Raw genomic sequence first — 14,901 nt, 5'->3', positions numbered from 1 at the left:
GTTGTTTCCGTCCCCCGTTATGGCGTACGTCGCAGCGCGCGCAGTCCGCGCAACCCGATGATGCCGATGACGGTCCCCAAGACGAAGGAAACGACGGCGAGCGTCAGGTGCACCCAGAAGTACGCCGTCGGATCCCCCGCGTCGTCGAACGCGAGCCCGCTGCCGTCCTTCCACAGATTCTTGACGAAAGTGATCCAGATGACCCAGCTCCAGACCCCGAAGGCGAGCAGGAACCAGGAGATGGGGCGGCTGAGCTTCATGAGTTCAGTATCGCTTTTCTCTCCGGGGCGCTCGCTGCGGGGGCGCTCGCCGTGGGGTCGGGATCAACGGCTGGGATACGACGGGACTTCCCGTCCGGCGCCCTGTACTTTCGCGACCGTGTCCGCCCTGAAGAAGATCGCCAGGCGCCGCCTGCCGGTCACCACCGCCGCCGTGTTGTCCCTCTCTCTCGCCGCCCCCGCGACCGCGTTCGCGGACACGCAGAGCCCGACCGCCTCGCCCTCGGCCACGCAGAGCCCGACCGCCTCACCGTCGGCCACGCCCCCGGCCGTGATGTCGACGGTGGGCGGCGAGCTGCTCGGCAAGCCGGGCACCCAGGTGAACCTCGGCGTCGGCGCCCCGGTGCTCCCGAAGGACATCACCGCGCGGTCCTGGATCGTCGCGGACGCCGAGTCCGGTGATGTCCTCGCCGCCCACAACGCGCACTGGCGGCTGCCCCCGGCGAGCACCCTGAAGATGCTGTTCGCCGACACCGTGCTGCCCAGGTTCCCGAAGACCGAGGAGCACAAGGTGGTCCCCTCCGACCTGGCCGGCATAGGGTCCGGCTCCAGCATGGTCGGGATAAAGGAGGGCGAGACCTACACGGTCCGCGACCTGTGGCTCGGCGTCTTCCTTCGCTCCGGCAACGACGCCGTGCACGTGCTGTCCGCGATGAACCACGGCATAGCGCAGACCGTCCAGGACATGCAGGCCCACGCCGAGGAGCTTCAGGCGCTCGACACGCACGTGGTCAGCCCCGACGGGTACGACGCCGCGCGCCAGGTCTCGTCGGCGTACGACCTGACGCTGTTCGCCCGCTCCGGACTCCAGAAGAAGGACTTCCGGGAGTACTGCTCCACGGTCCGGGCGAACTTTCCCGGCGAGACAACGGAGAAGAAGAAGGGCAAGAAGACCCGTGGGTCCTTCGAGATCCAGAACACCAACCGGCTGCTGGCCGGGGACACCGACATCACGCCGTACCAGGGCATCGCGGGTGTGAAGAACGGCAACACCACCAACGCGGGCGCCACCTTCACGGGTGTCGCCGAACGGGGCGGCAAGGTGCTGCTCGTCACGGTCATGAACCCGGAGAAGCACGAGCACAACGAGGTCTACAAGGAGACCGCCCAACTGCTCGACTGGGGCTTCGCCGCGGCCGGCAAGGTGACGCCGGTGGGCGAGCTCGTCCCCCCGAAGGGCGCGGACACGGAAACCCGGCCCACAGCGACCCCGTCCGCCACGGGCGCGGGCAAGCAGTCCGCCAAGCCGGTGGCCGCCACCGTGAGGGAGAGCGGCTCCAGCGGCATGGGCGTGGCATTCGCCCTCGCCGGTGGCCTTCTCGTGCTGCTGGCCGGGGGCGGATTCCTGGTCAACCGCCGCTGGCCGCTGCCTGATCTGGTACGCCGTCGCCCGCGCCCCTGACCCCGTCCGCGCCGCTGCTCCGCGTCGCTGTCCAGGCGGCGCAGAACAGGATGAGTTTCGCGGTGAAGTTGATCCACAGCAGCAGCGCGACCGGCACCCCGAAGGCGCCGTACATGCTCTTCGCGGCGACGCCCTGGATATAGCCGCTGAGCAGCAGCTTGAGCAGTTCGAAGCCGACCGCGCCGATCAGGCCGGCGACCACCAGCCTGCGGCGCGGGGGCTCCACGCCGGGCAGCAGCGTGAGGACGTACAGCAGGACCAGGAAGTCGGCGAGGACGGCGACGAGGAACGCGGCGATCCGCAGCAGGAGGCTGCCCCAGCCGGCCTCGTCGAAGCCGAGCAGCCCGGCGAGCCGGCCGACCAGCGCGGAGGCGACGGTGGACGCGGCGAGGGTGATGAGGACCGCGCCGCCCAGGCCGACGAGCACCACGCCGTCCTTGACCTTGCGCAGCACGGGGTTCTCGTCGCCGTCCGGCAGCTCCCACACCGCGCGCAGGCAGTCGCGCATCTGGCCGACCCAGCCGATGCCGATGAAGAACAGCGTGGCGCCGGCGATGACGCCGACGGTGCCGGCGTTCTGGACGAGTCCGTGGATGTCGAGCTGGCCGGAGATGCCGGGGAACTGCTCGGCGATCTTCTTCTGCAGCGTGTCCTGCTGGGCCCCGCTGAGCGTCGCTGCGGCGATCGCGGCGGCGAAGGTGAGCAGCGGGAAGAGCGCCACGAAGCTGATGAACGTCATCGCGGCGGCGAGCCGGGTCCACTTCACGCGGTCGAGGCGTTCGTACGAGCGCCAGGCGTGCGTGGCCATGAGGCGGGTGACGAGCGGCCCGACGCCGGGAAGCTTCTTCAGCCAGTCCATGCTCCGACTCTCCCCTCGGACCGCTCCGCGTGATCCTTCGCCGTGATCCTTTGTTGTGATCCTTTGTTGTGATCCCTCGCCGTTCTCCTTCGCCCCGAAAGACGCGGAGGACCAGTGTCCGGGTACCCAGGAACCGCAGGGCACGGCAGCCTTGGGCGGATCCCGTGAATCACCCGTTCCGGTGAGGAGCCCCACAAGGCGGGGGCGATTGCCCGGTGATGTCCTTTCGGCGGCGCTACGGTCACGCTCATGCCTGCCCTCAAGGACGCCTTCGGCCCGCCGCAGTCCCTGCTGATCCTCGGCGGCACCTCCGAGATCGCGCTGGCCACGGCGCGCCGTCTGATCGCCCGGCGCACCCGTACGGTGTGGCTGGCCGGGCGCCCCTCCCCCGAACTGGAGAAGGCCGCCGAGCACCTGCGCGGACTCGGTGCCGACACCCGTACGGTCGCCTTCGACGCGCTCGACCCGGAGGCCCACGAGAGCACGCTCGGCAAGGTGTTCGCGGAGGGCCCCGTCGACATGGTGCTGCTCGCGTTCGGCGTGCTCGGCGACCAGGCGACCGACGAGCGCGACCCGGTGGCCGCGGCACGCGTCGCTCAGACCAACTACACGGGCGCGGTCTCCGCGGGTCTCGTGTGCGCCACCGCCCTCCAGGCGCAGGGCCACGGCGCGCTGGTGGTGCTGTCGTCGGTCGCCGGGGAGCGGGCCCGCCGATCCGACTTCATCTACGGCTCCAGCAAGGCGGGGCTGGACGCCTTCGCGCAGGGGCTGGGCGACGCACTGCGCGGCACCGGGGTGCACGTCATGGTCGTACGCCCCGGGTTCGTCCGTACCCGCAGGACGGCCGACCGCGAGGAGGTGCCGCCGGCCACCACGCCCGAGAGGGTCGCCACGGCGATCGAGCTGGGCCTCAGGCGCCGCTCGGAGACGGTGTGGGTGCCCGGGGCCCTGCGACTGGTCATGTCGGCGCTGCGGCACGTCCCGCGGCCACTGTTCCGGCGGCTGCCGCTCCGAGGGGTTTCCGGGGCGTGATTCCTAGGGCGTGACGGGGAGGGTGGCGTCCTCCGGTGCGCTCGCCTGGGGTGGCACGACCGCGCGCCCGAAGGTGAATTCCCGCAGCTTGCGCCAGACGCCGTCCGCGCCCTGCTCGTACAGCGCGAAGCCCGTACAGGGCCACTCGGCCGCGTAGTCGGCGAGTTCCTCGTACGCGCGGTCCATCGCCGCCTCGTCGATGCCGTGCGCCACCGTGACGTGCGGGTGGTACGGGAAGACCAGCTCGCGCGCCACCGGCCCGGAGTCGTCACGGACCTTCTTCTGCAGCCATGCGCAGGCCTCGGCGCCCTCGACGACCTGGACGTACACCACGGGCGACAGGGGCCGGAACGTGCCCGTCCCGGACAGCCTCATCGGGAAGGGACGCCCGGCCGCCGCGACCCCGGTCAGGTGCGCCTCGATCGCGGGCAGCTCGGAGGCGTCGACCTCCGTCGGCGGCAGCAGGGTGACATGCGTGGGGATACCGTGAGCCGCGGCGTCGCCGAAGCCCGCGCGCAGCTCCTGGAGCAGGCTGCCGTGAGGCTCCGGGACCGCGATCGACACACCGATCGTTACGGTCCCCACGTCGTCTCCTGTCGTCGTGCTGGTGTTCTCGGTGTTCCGGGCAGGCACGGATGACTACCGGCCCGACTATCGACTGTACGGCGATACGCCCCGATATGGGGAGGTCGTACGTCGGGATCAGTGCTTGGCGGGCAGGAAGCCCACCCTCTCGTAGGCCTGGGAGAGGGTCTCCGCGGCGACAGCGCGCGCCTTCTCCGCGCCCTTGGCCAGGATCGAATCGAGCGTCTCGGGGTCGTCAAGATACTGCTGGGTGCGCTCCCGGAACGGCGTCACGAAGTCGACCATGACCTCGGCGAGGTCCGTCTTGAGCGCACCGTAGCCCTTGCCGACGTACCTCTGCTCCAGTTCCTCGATACCCGTTCCGGTGAGGGTCGAGTAGATGGTCAGCAGATTGCTGATACCCGGCTTGTGCTCCGTGTCGTACCTGATGACGGTGTCCGTGTCCGTGACGGCGCTCTTGACCTTCTTGGCGGTGCTCTTCGGCTCGTCGAGCAGGTTGATGAGGCCCTTCGGCGTGGACGCCGACTTGCTCATCTTGATCGACGGGTCCTGGAGGTCGTAGATCTTCGCCGTCTCCTTGAGGATGTACGGCTTCGGGATCCTGAAGGTCTCGCCGAAGCGGCCGTTGAAGCGCTCGGCGATGTCACGGGTCAGCTCGACGTGCTGGCGCTGGTCCTCGCCGACCGGCACCTCGTCCGCCTGGTACAGCAGGATGTCGGCGACCTGGAGGATCGGGTACGTGAACAGGCCGACGCTCGCCCGGTCGGCACCCTGCTTGGCGGCCTTGTCCTTGAACTGCGTCATGCGGCTGGCCTCGCCGAAGCCGGTGAGGCAGTTCATGACCCAGGCGAGCTGGGCGTGCTCGGGGACGTGGCTCTGGACGAAGAGCGTGCACCGCTCCGGGTCGAGACCGGCCGCGAGCAGCTGGGCGGCGGCCAGGCGGGTGTTGGCGCGCAGGTCCTTCGGGTCCTGCGGAACGGTGATCGCGTGCAGGTCGACGACCATGTAGAACGCGTCGTGGGTCTCCTGCAGGGACACCCACTGGCGGACGGCGCCGAGGTAGTTGCCGAGGTGGAACGAGCCGGCGGTGGGCTGGATTCCGGAGAGCACGCGAGGACGGTCTGAAGCCATGTTCACCATTCTCTCAGGTCGCGGTGCGCTGACCGGAACTGGTCGGCAACGGGTGCGGACCGAATCGTCGCCGAGGGGGTAACAAGGCGACATGACAATTCTGAGGGGCCGGGTGCGCGCGCTCGGGGGGCTGGTGGCCGCGCTGGTGGGGACGGTAGTGACACTGACGGTCGCCGCCGTCCCGGCGCGGGCCGTGAGCAAGGACATACCGGATCTCGCGCTCGTCGTGGCGAACAGCACGGTGACGCTCCGCTCGGGGGACCGGGAGTTCGCGCTGCTGTGGCAGCTGCTGTCTCCGACGGAGGGCGGAACCGAGCGGGTGCCGGAGGCGTGGGAAGAAGGGCGGTATCCGCGGGTGCGGGCCACGGTGGTGTGGGGGCTGACCGGGATCGGGGGGTGGCCCTACACGCGGCGCGCGCCCGGGGGTGACATCGCCATCGAGCGGCAGGACCAGGTGTTCGTGGCGCCGGACGGGGCGGTGTGGGTGCGGTCGGATCCTCGGCCGGACGTCGCCGACGACGACATCAGGTGGCGCCGGGCGCCGCGGGGTGTTTTTGAGCGGCTGGAGAAGAGCGGGCTGTTCGGCCGGCCCGCCGCTGCCGCCGAGGACGGCTCTTCGGACTCCCTGCGCTGGGGGGCAGCGGGACTCGGGGCGGGGCTGGCGCTGGGCGCAGGAGGTACGTACGCGGTGCGGCGGGCGGCGGCCCGACGGGACGGGCTGCCGCCCGAGCCACGGCACGAGCTGATCGATCTTTGATGGCTCGGCGGGCCGGGGTGGCCGCGAACCGCGGGCCGCATGTGGCTGGTCGCGCCCACGCGGCGGAGCCGCATGATGTCGCAGCCCCGCGCCCCTTACAGGGGCTCCCCCCGGCCGGTGATGATCAGCCCAGGTCGATCTCGGGGTACAGCGGGAAGCCCGAGACCAGGTCGGACGCCCGGTGGGCGATCTCGTCCGCGATCTTCTCGTCCAGGACGTGCTGGGCCTTGGACGGGGTGCCCTTGCTCGTCGTGCCGGGGACGGCCGTCGTGAGGACGCGGTCGATCAGGGCCGCGATCTCGTCCATCTCCGCCGTGCCCAGGCCACGCGTCGTGAGCGCGGGCGTGCCGATGCGGATGCCGGAGGTGTACCAGGCGCCGTTCGGGTCGGAGGGGATGGCGTTGCGGTTGGTGACGATGCCCGACTCCAGCAGGGCTGCCTCCGCCTGGCGGCCGGTGAGGCCGTAGGACGAGGCCACGTCGATCAGGTTGAGGTGGTTGTCGGTGCCCCCGGTCACGAGCGTGGCGCCGCGGCGCATCAGGCCCTCGGCGAGCGCGCGGGAGTTGTCCACGATCCGCTGGGCGTAGTCGCGGAAGGAGTCCTGACGGGCCTCCGCCAGCGCCACCGCCTTGGCGGCCATCACGTGCGGGAGGGGGCCGCCGAGGACCATCGGGCAGCCGCGGTCGACCTGGTCCTTGAGGGAGTCGTCGCACAGGACCATGCCGCCGCGCGGGCCGCGCAGCGACTTGTGGGTGGTGGTCGTCACGATCTGGGCGTGCGGCACCGGGTCGAAGTCGCCGGTCAGGACCTTGCCCGCGACCAGGCCCGCGAAGTGCGCCATGTCGACCATGAGCGTCGCGCCGACCTCGTCGGCGATCTCGCGCATGATCCGGAAGTTCACCAGACGCGGGTACGCGGAGTAGCCCGCCACGATGATCAGCGGCTTGAACTCACGGGCCGACGCGCGCAGCGCCTCGTAGTCGATCAGGCCGGTGGCCGGGTCGGTGCCGTAGGAGCGCTGGTCGAACATCTTGCCGGAGATGTTCGGACGGAAGCCGTGGGTGAGGTGGCCGCCCGCGTCCAGGGACATGCCGAGCATGCGCTGGTTGCCGAAGGCGCGGCGCAGCTCGGCCCAGTCCTCCTCGGAGAGGTCGTTGACCTGGCGGACGCCCGCCTTCTCCAGGGCGGGGGCCTCGACGCGCTGGGCGAGGACGGCCCAGAAGGCGACGAGGTTGGCGTCGATGCCGGAGTGCGGCTGGACGTAGGCGTGGCGGGCGCCGAAGAGCTGCTTGGCGTGCTCGGCGGCGAGCGACTCGACGGTGTCGACGTTGCGGCAGCCGGCGTAGAAGCGGCGGCCGACGGTGCCCTCGGCGTACTTGTCGCTGAACCAGTTGCCCATCGCGAGGAGCGTGGCCGGGGAGGCGTAGTTCTCCGAGGCGATCAGCTTGAGCATCTCGCGCTGGTCGGCGACCTCCTGGCCGATGGCGTCGGCGACGCGCGGCTCGACGGCGCGGATCACGTCGAGGGCGGCGCGGAAGGCGGTGGACTCGTTGGAGAGGGGCTGCTCTGGCATGGGGACCTCCGGACGACGTGCGGACAGCGTTCACGGTTGGCCCAGGCGCACGGCACACTATCGCTGACTGCCGGGCCGCTCCCCGATGGTCGGTCCCATCCCAAGCGCGCCAGTCACGGCCCGTCGATCAGCCTACCGGCCACGCCGCGGCGTGCGGTTCCCGCGTCCACCATGCGAGCGACGATAGGAAGGGGCCATACGTCCCGGTACGGCCGGAAGGGAGCGCCTCCGTGAGCACCACCGACACCCTCATCGCCGCGGCCGAGGCCCACAGCGCGCACAACTACCACCCGCTCCCGGTCGTCGTGGCGACGGCCGACGGGGCCTGGATGACGGACGTCGAGGGCCGCCGGTATCTGGACCTGCTGGCCGGTTACTCGGCACTGAACTTCGGCCATGGCAACCGGCGGCTGATCGACGCGGCCAAGGCACAACTGGAACGGGTGACGCTGACGTCGCGCGCCTTCCACCACGACCGGTTCGGCGACTTCTGCGCGCAGTTGGCGGAGCTGTGCGGGATGGAGACGGTGCTGCCGATGAACACGGGCGCCGAGGCGGTGGAGACCGCGGTGAAGACGGCCCGCAAGTGGGGCTACCGGATCAAGGGCGTGCCCGCCGAGATGGCGAAGATCGTGGTCGCGGGCAACAACTTCCACGGCCGTACGACGACGATCATCAGCTTCTCCACCGACCCGGAGGCGCGGGCGGACTTCGGCCCGTACACGCCGGGGTTCGCGATCGTGCCGTACGGGGATCTGACCGCGATGCGCGCGGCGATGACGGAGAACACGGTGGCCGTGCTGCTGGAGCCGATCCAGGGCGAGGCGGGGGTGCTGGTGCCGCCGGCCGGTTATCTGGCGGCGGTGCGGGAGCTGGCCCGGGAGCGGAACGTGCTCTTCGTCGCCGACGAGGTCCAGTCCGGGCTCGGCCGGACGGGGAAGACCTTCGCGTGCGAGCACGAGGGGGTCGTACCGGACATGTACGTGCTCGGGAAGGCGCTCGGCGGCGGGATCGTGCCGGTGTCGGCGGTGGTGTCGAGCGCCGAGGTGCTCGGGGTGTTCCGGCCCGGTGAGCACGGGTCGACCTTCGGCGGCAACCCACTGGCCTGCGCGGTGGCCCTTGAGGTGATCGCGATGCTGCGTTCCGGCGAGTACCAGACGCGGGCGGCGGAGCTGGGCGAGCATCTGCACCGCGAGCTGGGCACGCTGACCGGTACGGGCCGGGTGACCCAGGTGCGCGGGCGCGGGCTGTGGGCGGGCGTGGACATCCATCCGAGGTACGGGACGGGGCGGGAGGTCTGCGAGAAGCTGATGGACCGGGGTGTCCTGGTGAAGGACACCCACGGCTCCACGGTCCGGATCGCCCCGCCGCTCGTCATCGGCAAGGAGGACCTGGACTGGGGGATCGGCCAGTTGCGCGGGGTGCTGGGCCTCTAGGGCCTCTAGGGCCTCAGAGGATCACGTGCGGCAGGAAACGCGCGTACTCGTCCGTGACCAGGCCGGACGACTCCCGGATGCCGAGTCCCGCCGACTCGCCCTCGACGACCCAGGCACCGAGCACGACATGGTTGCCGTCGAAGGACGGCAGAGGCGCCAACTCCTGGTAACAGCAGGCCTCTTCCCGCACGACGGCGGGGGCGCCGGGCTCGTGGACCGTCACTCCCTCGCCCTCGCGGCCGAGGAGCGGCTTGGCGACGTAGCCCGTCGTGCGCGCCAGCTCCCGGGGGCCGTCGAGGTGGGCGGGGAGCAGGTTGGGGTGGCCCGGGTACAGCTCCCAGAGGATCGCGAGGAGCGCCTTGTTGCTGAGCAGCATCTTCCAGGCGGGCTCGATCCACAGCGTGCTGCCGGTGCCACCGCCGTTGTCGAGGGTGTCGAGGACGTGACCGCCGAACTCGTCGGTGGTCAGCCACTCCCAGGGGTAGAGCTTGAAGCAGCTGCGGATGAAGCGGAGCTGGTTGTCGACGAAGCGCTCCGAGAGCGGGTCCCAGCCGATCTCCTCCATGGAGATCCAGTCGGTGTCCAGCCCGGCCTGTTCCGCCGTCTCCTTGAGGTACGCGACCGTCATCAGGTCCTCGCCGAGTTCGTCGACGGAGGAGTGCGCGAAGTACAGCGGGCTGCCGGGCGGCAGGAGGGCGGCCTGCTTCTTCCAGGCGGCGATCAGGCGTTCGTGGAGGGAGTTCCACTGGTCGGCGCCCGGGAAGCGGTCCTCCACCCAGAACCACTGGGGCGAGGCGGCCTCGACCAGGGACGTGGGCGTGTCGGCGTTGTACTCCAGGAGCTTCGCCGGGCCCGTGCCGTCGTAACGCAGGTCGAACCGGCCGTAGAGGGACGGGAGTTCGGCACGGCGGTGCCAGGCCTCGGCGACCGCGCGCGCCAGGCGCGGGTCGGTGATGCCGAGGTCGGCGAAGCGGTTCGTGGCGACGATGCGCTCGGCGGCGGCCAGGCACATGCCGTGCAGCTCCTCGACGACCTCCTCCAGCGCCTCCACCTCGGGGAGCGTGAAGACGTAGTACGCGCTCTCGTCCCAGTACGGGAGCCAGGCGTCGTCCGGGATGGGGGTCCCCCCTGCTCGAGCGGAGTCGAGAGCTTGGGGGAGGGTGAGCGGGTAGATGAGGCCCTGCGCCTCCACGGTCTGCTGCCAGCCGGGGCGAGGCTCGGTCGTACGGCGTTCCATGGGGCGCTCAGCCGCCGGACTTGCCGCTGCCGCCGCCGAAGCCGCCGCGCTTGACGCCGCCGCTCGAACCGCCGGAGCCCTTGCTGGGCTTGGTGAAGGAACCACCACTGACCCAGCCGCTCTTCTTGTCGCCGCCGTAGTACCAGGAACCGTTGTAGGAGGTCTTGGTGGACTTGCAGTTCTTGTCGGCGACGACCTTGTAGCCCTTGGCGACGGTGTAGCTGTCGCGGTCGACGCAGCGCTTGTCCGGGTCCGAGGAGCAGGCGGTGAGCGCGGCGGCGAGGAGTCCCATGCCGCCGAGGACGACCATGCCCGAGCGAAGTTGCCGGCGCGTGTCCGCCATGTTCGTTTCCGCCGTTCAGTGAGCCTTTTACTGATACGCGCCTTTTACGAGACGAGCTTCTTGGTAAGACGAGCCCCTTGGTGAGACGTCGGTAAGGCGCGTGCGGCGATCAGACTAGAGAGGGTCGCTCCGACGTTCGCACCTGCCCCCGGGATTCCGTTGTCCCCTACAGTCGCTTTGTGCTCTTTGGAATGGTGTGCGCGCTCGGTGCGGCGGTCTGTTTCGGTACGGCGACGGTGTTGCAGGCGATCGCGGCACGAGCGGCGGGCGGGGGCGGAGGCGGGGACGCGGCACTGTTGCTGCGGGCCCTGCGGCAGTGGCGCTATCTGGCGGGTCTCGCGCTGGACGGGCTCGGGTTCCTGTTGCAGATCGCGGCGCTGCGGTCGATCCCGATCTACGCGGTGGGGGCGGCGCTCGCGTCCAGCCTCGCGGTGACGGCGGTGGTCGCGGCCCGGCTGCTGCGGGTGCGGCTGAGCCGGGCCGAGTGGGGCGCGGTGGCGCTGGTGTGCGCCGGACTCGCCATGCTGGGGCTCGCCTCCGGCACCGAGGGGGAACGACCCGGGTCCATGGAGCTGAAGTACGCGATGCTCGGCACGGCGGTCGCGGTCCTGCTGCTGGGGGCGCTCGGCAGTCGGCTCCCCGAACGGGGACGGGCCCTGGCCCTCGGGCTCGGCGCCGGCTTCGGGTTCGGGGTGGTCGAGGTGGCGGTCCGGCTCATCGACGACCTCGGCCCCGGTCCACTGCTCACCAATCCGGCGACGTACGCGCTGCTGCTCGGCGGTGGAGCCGCGTTCCTGCTCCTGACCTCTGCCCTCCAGCGCGGCTCGGTGACGACGGCCACGGCCGGGATGGTGATCGGGGAGACGATCGGGCCCGCGGCCGTGGGCGTGGTGTGGCTGGGGGACCGTACGCGCGAGGGCCTGGCCTGGGCGGCGGTGCTGGGCTTCGCCGTGGCGGTGACGGGCGCGCTGGCGCTGGCCCGGTTCGGAGAGGCACCGCAGCAGCCGCCGGAGGCCGCTCCGGGCCGGCCGGGCGTGACGGACGACCCGGGGGTTTCCCCAGGCCCTTCCCGGAGGACGGGGGCCTGACGGGCTCCCTGACGTTCCGCTGTACGGCCGCAGGGCCGGCCCGGCACGGCAGCGGTCCGCCGCCTACGGCAACGCCTTGCACAACGCCTCCAGCGTCCCCGCCCACGCATGGTCCGGCGGGGTCCCGTACCCCACGACCAGGGCGTCCAGCGGCTCCACGGCGGCGCCCTCATGGCGGTAGCGCCGCAGACCGTGCACCCTCAGGCCGTGCCAGGCCGCCGCCTGGACCACCGTCCGCTCGGTGCCGGGCGGGAGGCGCAGCACCGCGTGCAGGCCCGCCGCGATGCCCGTGACATGGACGTCGGGGGCCCTTGTCGCCAGGGCCCGGACCAGGGCGTCGCGGCGCCTGCGGTAGCGCAGCCGGGCGGCGCGTACGTGGCGGTCGTACGCGCCCGACGTGATGAACTCCGCCAGGGTCAGCTGGTCCAGCACCCCGCACGTGTCGATCCCGCCCTTGCCCGCCACGGCCTCCTCGGCGAGCGCCGGCGGCAGCACCATCCAGCCCAGGCGCAGCCCGGGGGCCAGGGACTTGCTGGCGGTGCCCAGGTACACCACGTGGTCGGGGTCCAGGCCCTGGAGTGCCCCGATCGGCTGTCGGTCGTAGCGGAACTCGCCGTCGTAGTCGTCCTCCAGGATCAACCTGCCCGTCCGCCGCGCCCAGTCCACGACGGAGGCCCGCCGGTCGGGATGCAGCGGCACACCCATGGGGAACTGGTGTGCGGGAGTGAGCAGTACGGCGCCCGCCCCCGCCACGTCCCCGGGGTTCGTGCCGAGTGCGTCGAACGGGAGGGGCCGTGTGCGCAGACCAGCCGCCGCCAGCAGCTTCCAGTGGACGTCCAGGCCGTACGACTCGACGGCAACCGCGCGCACGCCGCGTGCCCGCAGGACCGCGCCGAGGATCTTCAGCCCGTGCGAGAAGCCCCCGACCACGAGGATGTGTCCGGGGTCGGCGCGCACGCCCCGTGCCCGGGACAGGTACTCCGCGAGCGCGGTGCGCAGTTCGGCGCGCCCGCGTGGGTCGCCGTAGCCGAAGGCGTGGTGCGGCGCCACCGCCAGCGCGCGGCGGGCGGCCCTGAGCCACTCGGCGCGCGGGAAGGAGGCCAGATCGGGGCTGCCGGGCTCCAGGTCGTAGGCGGGGCGCTCACGGGGGCGGTGCTCGGCGGACGCGGCCGCGTGCGGCCCGGGCGGGGTGCGCTCGGCCACCCGGGTGCCCGAGCCCTGCCGTGCGGTGAGCCAGCCCTCGGCGACCAGGTCGGCGTAGGCCTCGGCAACCGTGTTGCGCGCGATGCCCAGGTCGGCGGCGAGCGAGCGGGAGGAGGGCAGGCTTGTGCCGGGGGCCAGCCGGCCGCTGCGGACCGCTTCCCGCAGCCCGTTCGTCAGGCCCTTGCGCAGGCCCGGTCCGGTCGGTTCGACATGGAGGTCGACTCCCAAAGTGGCCCAGGAATTCGCCATGGAAATGGACCATACTCCTGGGATGCCTGGTTCGTAGGGTCGAAGACATGACGACGAACGACACCACCACGACAACCACCGAGTACGCCCCCGAGGAGCCGCCCCGGCTCCAGTGGGCCGAGCACGCCCCCGAGGTCTTCAAGGCGCTGGTCCGCGTCGAGGCGGCCACGCGGAAGGGCGTGGACCCCAAGCTGTACGAGCTGGTGAAGATCCGCGCCTCGCAGCTCAACCACTGCGCGTTCTGCCTCGACATGCACACCAAGGACGCGCTCGCGGCGGGTGAGAGCGTCGAGCGGATCATCCAGCTGAGCGCGTGGGAGGAGTCGAGGCACTTCTACACGGAGAAGGAGCTGGCGGCGCTGGCGCTGACGGAGGCGGTCACCGTCCTGACGGACGGTTTCGTGCCGGACGAGGTCTACGAGAAGGCCGCCAAGCACTTCGAGGAAGCCGAGCTGGCGCATCTGATCGCCGCGATCGCATTGATCAACACGTGGAACCGGTTCGGGGTGACCACCCGCATGACGCCGGGGCACTACCAGCCGGGGCAGTACAAGTGACCCGTACGACGCTGCTGGACCGCGAGGTCGGCCGCGCCATGTCCGCGGTGAGCGCGGCCGCGAAGAAGGGGCTCGGCGACCCGGCGCTCGCCGAGCTGGTGATGATCCGGGCCTCCCAGATCAACCACTGCGCGTTCTGCCTCGACATGCATCTCAAGTGGCCCGCCAAAGCGGCGAGTCGGAGGACCGCATCCAGCTCCTGCACGCCTGGGAGGAGGCGGAGGACCTCTACAGCGAGCGGGAGCGGGCGGCACTGGCACTGACGGAGGCGGTGACCGTGCTCATCGACGGCTTCGTGCCGGACGAGGTGTACGAGAAGGCCGCCAAGCACTTCGACGACACCGAACTCGCGCATCTGATCGGGCTGATCGGGCTGATCGGCGTGATCAACGCCTGGAACCGGCTGATGGTCAGCCGCCGTATTCCACCGGGGGGCTACACACCGTGAGCGAAGTCGACACGTTCCGTGCACTGCACCACCACCGCCTGCCGGGCGATCCTCTGGTCCTGCCAGGCCCCTGGGACGCCGTGAGCGCCCGGGTCCTCGTGGACACCGGGTTCCCGGCGCTCGCGACGCCCAGCGCCGGGATCGCCGCCGCGCTCGGACACGAGGACGGGGCGACTCCCGCCGACGAGATGTTCGCGGCGGTCACGCGGATCGCACGGGCCGTCGAGGTGCCGGTGTCGGCCGACCTCGAGGACGGATACGGGCTCGCGCCGAGGGAACTGGTGGAGCGGCTGCTGGAGACGGGGGCGGTGGGCTGCAACCTCGAGGACTCGCAGGGAGGTGTCCTCAAGGACCCCCGGGAGCACGCCGACTGGCTCACCGAGGTGCGGGACGCGGCCGGCGACCGGCTGTTCCTCAACGCGCGCGTCGACACGTTCGTCCGCGGCGTCAGCGACCCCGAACAGGCCATCGCGCGGGCGGCGCTGTACATCGCCGCAGGCGCCGACTGCGTGTATCCGATCGGCGCCCCGGCCGACGTACTGCCGCTGCTGCGGGTGGGGATCCAGGGGCCGATCAACGTGTTCGCCAGGCCCGGCGAGGGCCCTTCGCCCACCGAACTCGGTGAACTCGGCGCCACCCGCGTCACGTTCGGACCGGGGCTGCAACGCGCGGCGATGGCGGCACTGGCCGGGCTCGCCCCGCGGCCATAAGTGTGCTACGTCA

15 protein-coding genes, 1 pseudogene and 1 riboswitch are annotated in these 14,901 nt (G+C 71.2%); of the genes and pseudogenes, 8 read left to right on the top strand and 8 right to left on the bottom strand.

Going from position 1 to position 14,901, the window contains the following annotated elements:
• Positions 1-17: 17 nt before the first annotated feature.
• Entirely contained in the window at positions 18-260 is a 243-nt protein-coding gene (locus Q2K21_RS04195) for an SCO4848 family membrane protein (protein WP_310765473.1), read from the bottom strand.
• 118 nt (positions 261-378) lie between these two features.
• Between Q2K21_RS04195 and Q2K21_RS04190 the strand changes: the two genes are divergently transcribed.
• On the top strand, positions 379-1,680 hold the full coding sequence (locus Q2K21_RS04190) for a D-alanyl-D-alanine carboxypeptidase family protein (RefSeq protein WP_310765471.1): 1,302 nt from the start codon (positions 379-381) through the stop codon (positions 1,678-1,680).
• Here Q2K21_RS04190 and Q2K21_RS04185 read toward each other — a convergent pair.
• Positions 1,628-2,539: a YihY/virulence factor BrkB family protein gene (locus Q2K21_RS04185; RefSeq protein WP_310765469.1), complete on the bottom strand. Its 912-nt coding sequence runs from the start codon at positions 2,537-2,539 to the stop codon at positions 1,628-1,630. The genes Q2K21_RS04190 and Q2K21_RS04185 overlap by 53 nt on opposite strands.
• 249 nt (positions 2,540-2,788) lie before the next feature.
• Here Q2K21_RS04185 and Q2K21_RS04180 point away from each other — a divergent pair, with 249 nt between their 5' ends.
• Positions 2,789-3,571, top strand: a complete 783-nt coding sequence (locus Q2K21_RS04180; RefSeq protein WP_310765467.1) for a decaprenylphospho-beta-D-erythro-pentofuranosid-2-ulose 2-reductase — start codon at positions 2,789-2,791, stop codon at positions 3,569-3,571.
• A 3-nt stretch (positions 3,572-3,574) separates the two neighbouring features.
• Here Q2K21_RS04180 and Q2K21_RS04175 read toward each other — a convergent pair whose 3' ends face one another.
• Both Q2K21_RS04175 and trpS read right to left on the bottom strand, forming a co-directional pair.
• Positions 3,575-4,156, bottom strand: coding sequence for a 2'-5' RNA ligase family protein (locus tag Q2K21_RS04175; protein ID WP_310765465.1), 582 nt, complete (start codon positions 4,154-4,156; stop codon positions 3,575-3,577).
• Between the two features lie 117 nt (positions 4,157-4,273).
• The gene (trpS, locus tag Q2K21_RS04170; RefSeq protein ID WP_310765463.1) at positions 4,274-5,287 is read right to left on the bottom strand and encodes a tryptophan--tRNA ligase; all 1,014 of its coding nucleotides are present in this window, start codon (positions 5,285-5,287) and stop codon (positions 4,274-4,276) included.
• A gap of 91 nt (positions 5,288-5,378) precedes the next feature.
• Between trpS and Q2K21_RS04165 the strand changes: the two genes are divergently transcribed.
• Positions 5,379-6,044 carry a hypothetical protein gene (locus Q2K21_RS04165; protein WP_310765461.1) on the top strand — a complete coding sequence of 222 codons (666 nt, stop codon included), beginning with the start codon at positions 5,379-5,381 and terminating at the stop codon, positions 6,042-6,044.
• A gap of 124 nt (positions 6,045-6,168) precedes the next feature.
• Here the strand turns inward: Q2K21_RS04165 and Q2K21_RS04160 are convergent, their stop codons facing one another.
• The gene (locus Q2K21_RS04160; RefSeq protein ID WP_310765459.1) at positions 6,169-7,617 is read right to left on the bottom strand and encodes a glycine hydroxymethyltransferase; all 1,449 of its coding nucleotides are present in this window, start codon (positions 7,615-7,617) and stop codon (positions 6,169-6,171) included.
• Between the two features lie 32 nt (positions 7,618-7,649).
• A riboswitch (ZMP/ZTP riboswitch) is annotated at positions 7,650-7,744 on the bottom strand.
• Positions 7,745-7,847: 103 nt separating this feature from the next.
• On the opposite strand from Q2K21_RS04160, the gene rocD reads away from it, so the two are divergent.
• Positions 7,848-9,053 carry an ornithine--oxo-acid transaminase gene (rocD, locus tag Q2K21_RS04155; protein ID WP_310765457.1) on the top strand — a complete coding sequence of 402 codons (1,206 nt, stop codon included), beginning with the start codon at positions 7,848-7,850 and terminating at the stop codon, positions 9,051-9,053.
• Positions 9,054-9,066: 13 nt separating this feature from the next.
• On the opposite strand, the gene Q2K21_RS04150 is transcribed toward rocD, so the two are convergent.
• Positions 9,067-10,290: a glutathionylspermidine synthase family protein gene (locus tag Q2K21_RS04150; RefSeq protein ID WP_310765455.1), complete on the bottom strand. Its 1,224-nt coding sequence runs from the start codon at positions 10,288-10,290 to the stop codon at positions 9,067-9,069.
• 7 nt (positions 10,291-10,297) lie between these two features.
• Positions 10,298-10,633, bottom strand: a complete 336-nt coding sequence (locus Q2K21_RS04145; protein ID WP_310765453.1) for a hypothetical protein — start codon at positions 10,631-10,633, stop codon at positions 10,298-10,300.
• Between the two features lie 191 nt (positions 10,634-10,824).
• On the opposite strand from Q2K21_RS04145, the gene Q2K21_RS04140 reads away from it, so the two are divergent.
• Positions 10,825-11,721, top strand: coding sequence for a DMT family transporter (locus Q2K21_RS04140; RefSeq protein ID WP_310780611.1), 897 nt, complete (start codon positions 10,825-10,827; stop codon positions 11,719-11,721).
• Positions 11,722-11,784: 63 nt separating this feature from the next.
• Here Q2K21_RS04140 and pdxR read toward each other — a convergent pair whose 3' ends face one another.
• Entirely contained in the window at positions 11,785-13,173 is a 1,389-nt protein-coding gene (pdxR, locus tag Q2K21_RS04135; RefSeq protein WP_310765451.1) for a MocR-like pyridoxine biosynthesis transcription factor PdxR, read from the bottom strand.
• A gap of 47 nt (positions 13,174-13,220) precedes the next feature.
• On the opposite strand from pdxR, the gene Q2K21_RS04130 reads away from it, so the two are divergent.
• The 3 genes and pseudogenes from Q2K21_RS04130 (at position 13,221) to Q2K21_RS04120 (ending at position 14,888) form a co-directional block, all read left to right on the top strand.
• Entirely contained in the window at positions 13,221-13,730 is a 510-nt protein-coding gene (locus tag Q2K21_RS04130; protein WP_310765448.1) for a carboxymuconolactone decarboxylase family protein, read from the top strand.
• A gap of 38 nt (positions 13,731-13,768) precedes the next feature.
• Positions 13,769-14,178, top strand: a pseudogene (locus tag Q2K21_RS04125) (carboxymuconolactone decarboxylase family protein).
• The gene (locus Q2K21_RS04120) at positions 14,175-14,888 is read left to right on the top strand and encodes an isocitrate lyase/PEP mutase family protein (RefSeq protein ID WP_310765446.1); all 714 of its coding nucleotides are present in this window, start codon (positions 14,175-14,177) and stop codon (positions 14,886-14,888) included. Before Q2K21_RS04125 ends, Q2K21_RS04120 begins: the two are co-directional and overlap by 4 nt.
• Positions 14,889-14,901 lie beyond the last annotated feature (13 nt).

Source organism: Streptomyces sp. CGMCC 4.7035, from assembly GCF_031583065.1.
Taxonomy (GTDB): Bacteria; Actinomycetota; Actinomycetes; order Streptomycetales; family Streptomycetaceae; genus Streptomyces; species Streptomyces yaanensis.
The sequence above is the reverse complement of the archived record's forward strand: the minus strand, read 5'-3'. Positions and strand labels throughout refer to the sequence as shown.

Bases quoted from the DNA above. Each gene is read 5' to 3' on its own strand.
- Q2K21_RS04195 (WP_310765473.1), bottom strand. From the start codon at position 260: ATGAAGCTCAGCCGCCCCATCTCCTGGTTCCTGCTCGCCTTCGGGGTC.
- Q2K21_RS04185 (WP_310765469.1), bottom strand. From the start codon at position 2,539: ATGGACTGGCTGAAGAAGCTTCCCGGCGTCGGGCCGCTCGTCACCCGC.
- Q2K21_RS04180 (WP_310765467.1), top strand. From the start codon at position 2,789: ATGCCTGCCCTCAAGGACGCCTTCGGCCCGCCGCAGTCCCTGCTGATC.
- trpS (WP_310765463.1), bottom strand. From the start codon at position 5,287: ATGGCTTCAGACCGTCCTCGCGTGCTCTCCGGAATCCAGCCCACCGCC.
- Q2K21_RS04165 (WP_310765461.1), top strand. From the start codon at position 5,379: ATGACAATTCTGAGGGGCCGGGTGCGCGCGCTCGGGGGGCTGGTGGCC.
- Q2K21_RS04160 (WP_310765459.1), bottom strand. From the start codon at position 7,617: ATGCCAGAGCAGCCCCTCTCCAACGAGTCCACCGCCTTCCGCGCCGCC.
- Q2K21_RS04150 (WP_310765455.1), bottom strand. From the start codon at position 10,290: ATGGAACGCCGTACGACCGAGCCTCGCCCCGGCTGGCAGCAGACCGTG.
- Q2K21_RS04145 (WP_310765453.1), bottom strand. From the start codon at position 10,633: ATGGCGGACACGCGCCGGCAACTTCGCTCGGGCATGGTCGTCCTCGGC.
- Q2K21_RS04140 (WP_310780611.1), top strand. From the start codon at position 10,825: ATGGTGTGCGCGCTCGGTGCGGCGGTCTGTTTCGGTACGGCGACGGTG.
- pdxR (WP_310765451.1), bottom strand. From the start codon at position 13,173: ATGGCGAATTCCTGGGCCACTTTGGGAGTCGACCTCCATGTCGAACCG.
- Q2K21_RS04130 (WP_310765448.1), top strand. From the start codon at position 13,221: ATGACGACGAACGACACCACCACGACAACCACCGAGTACGCCCCCGAG.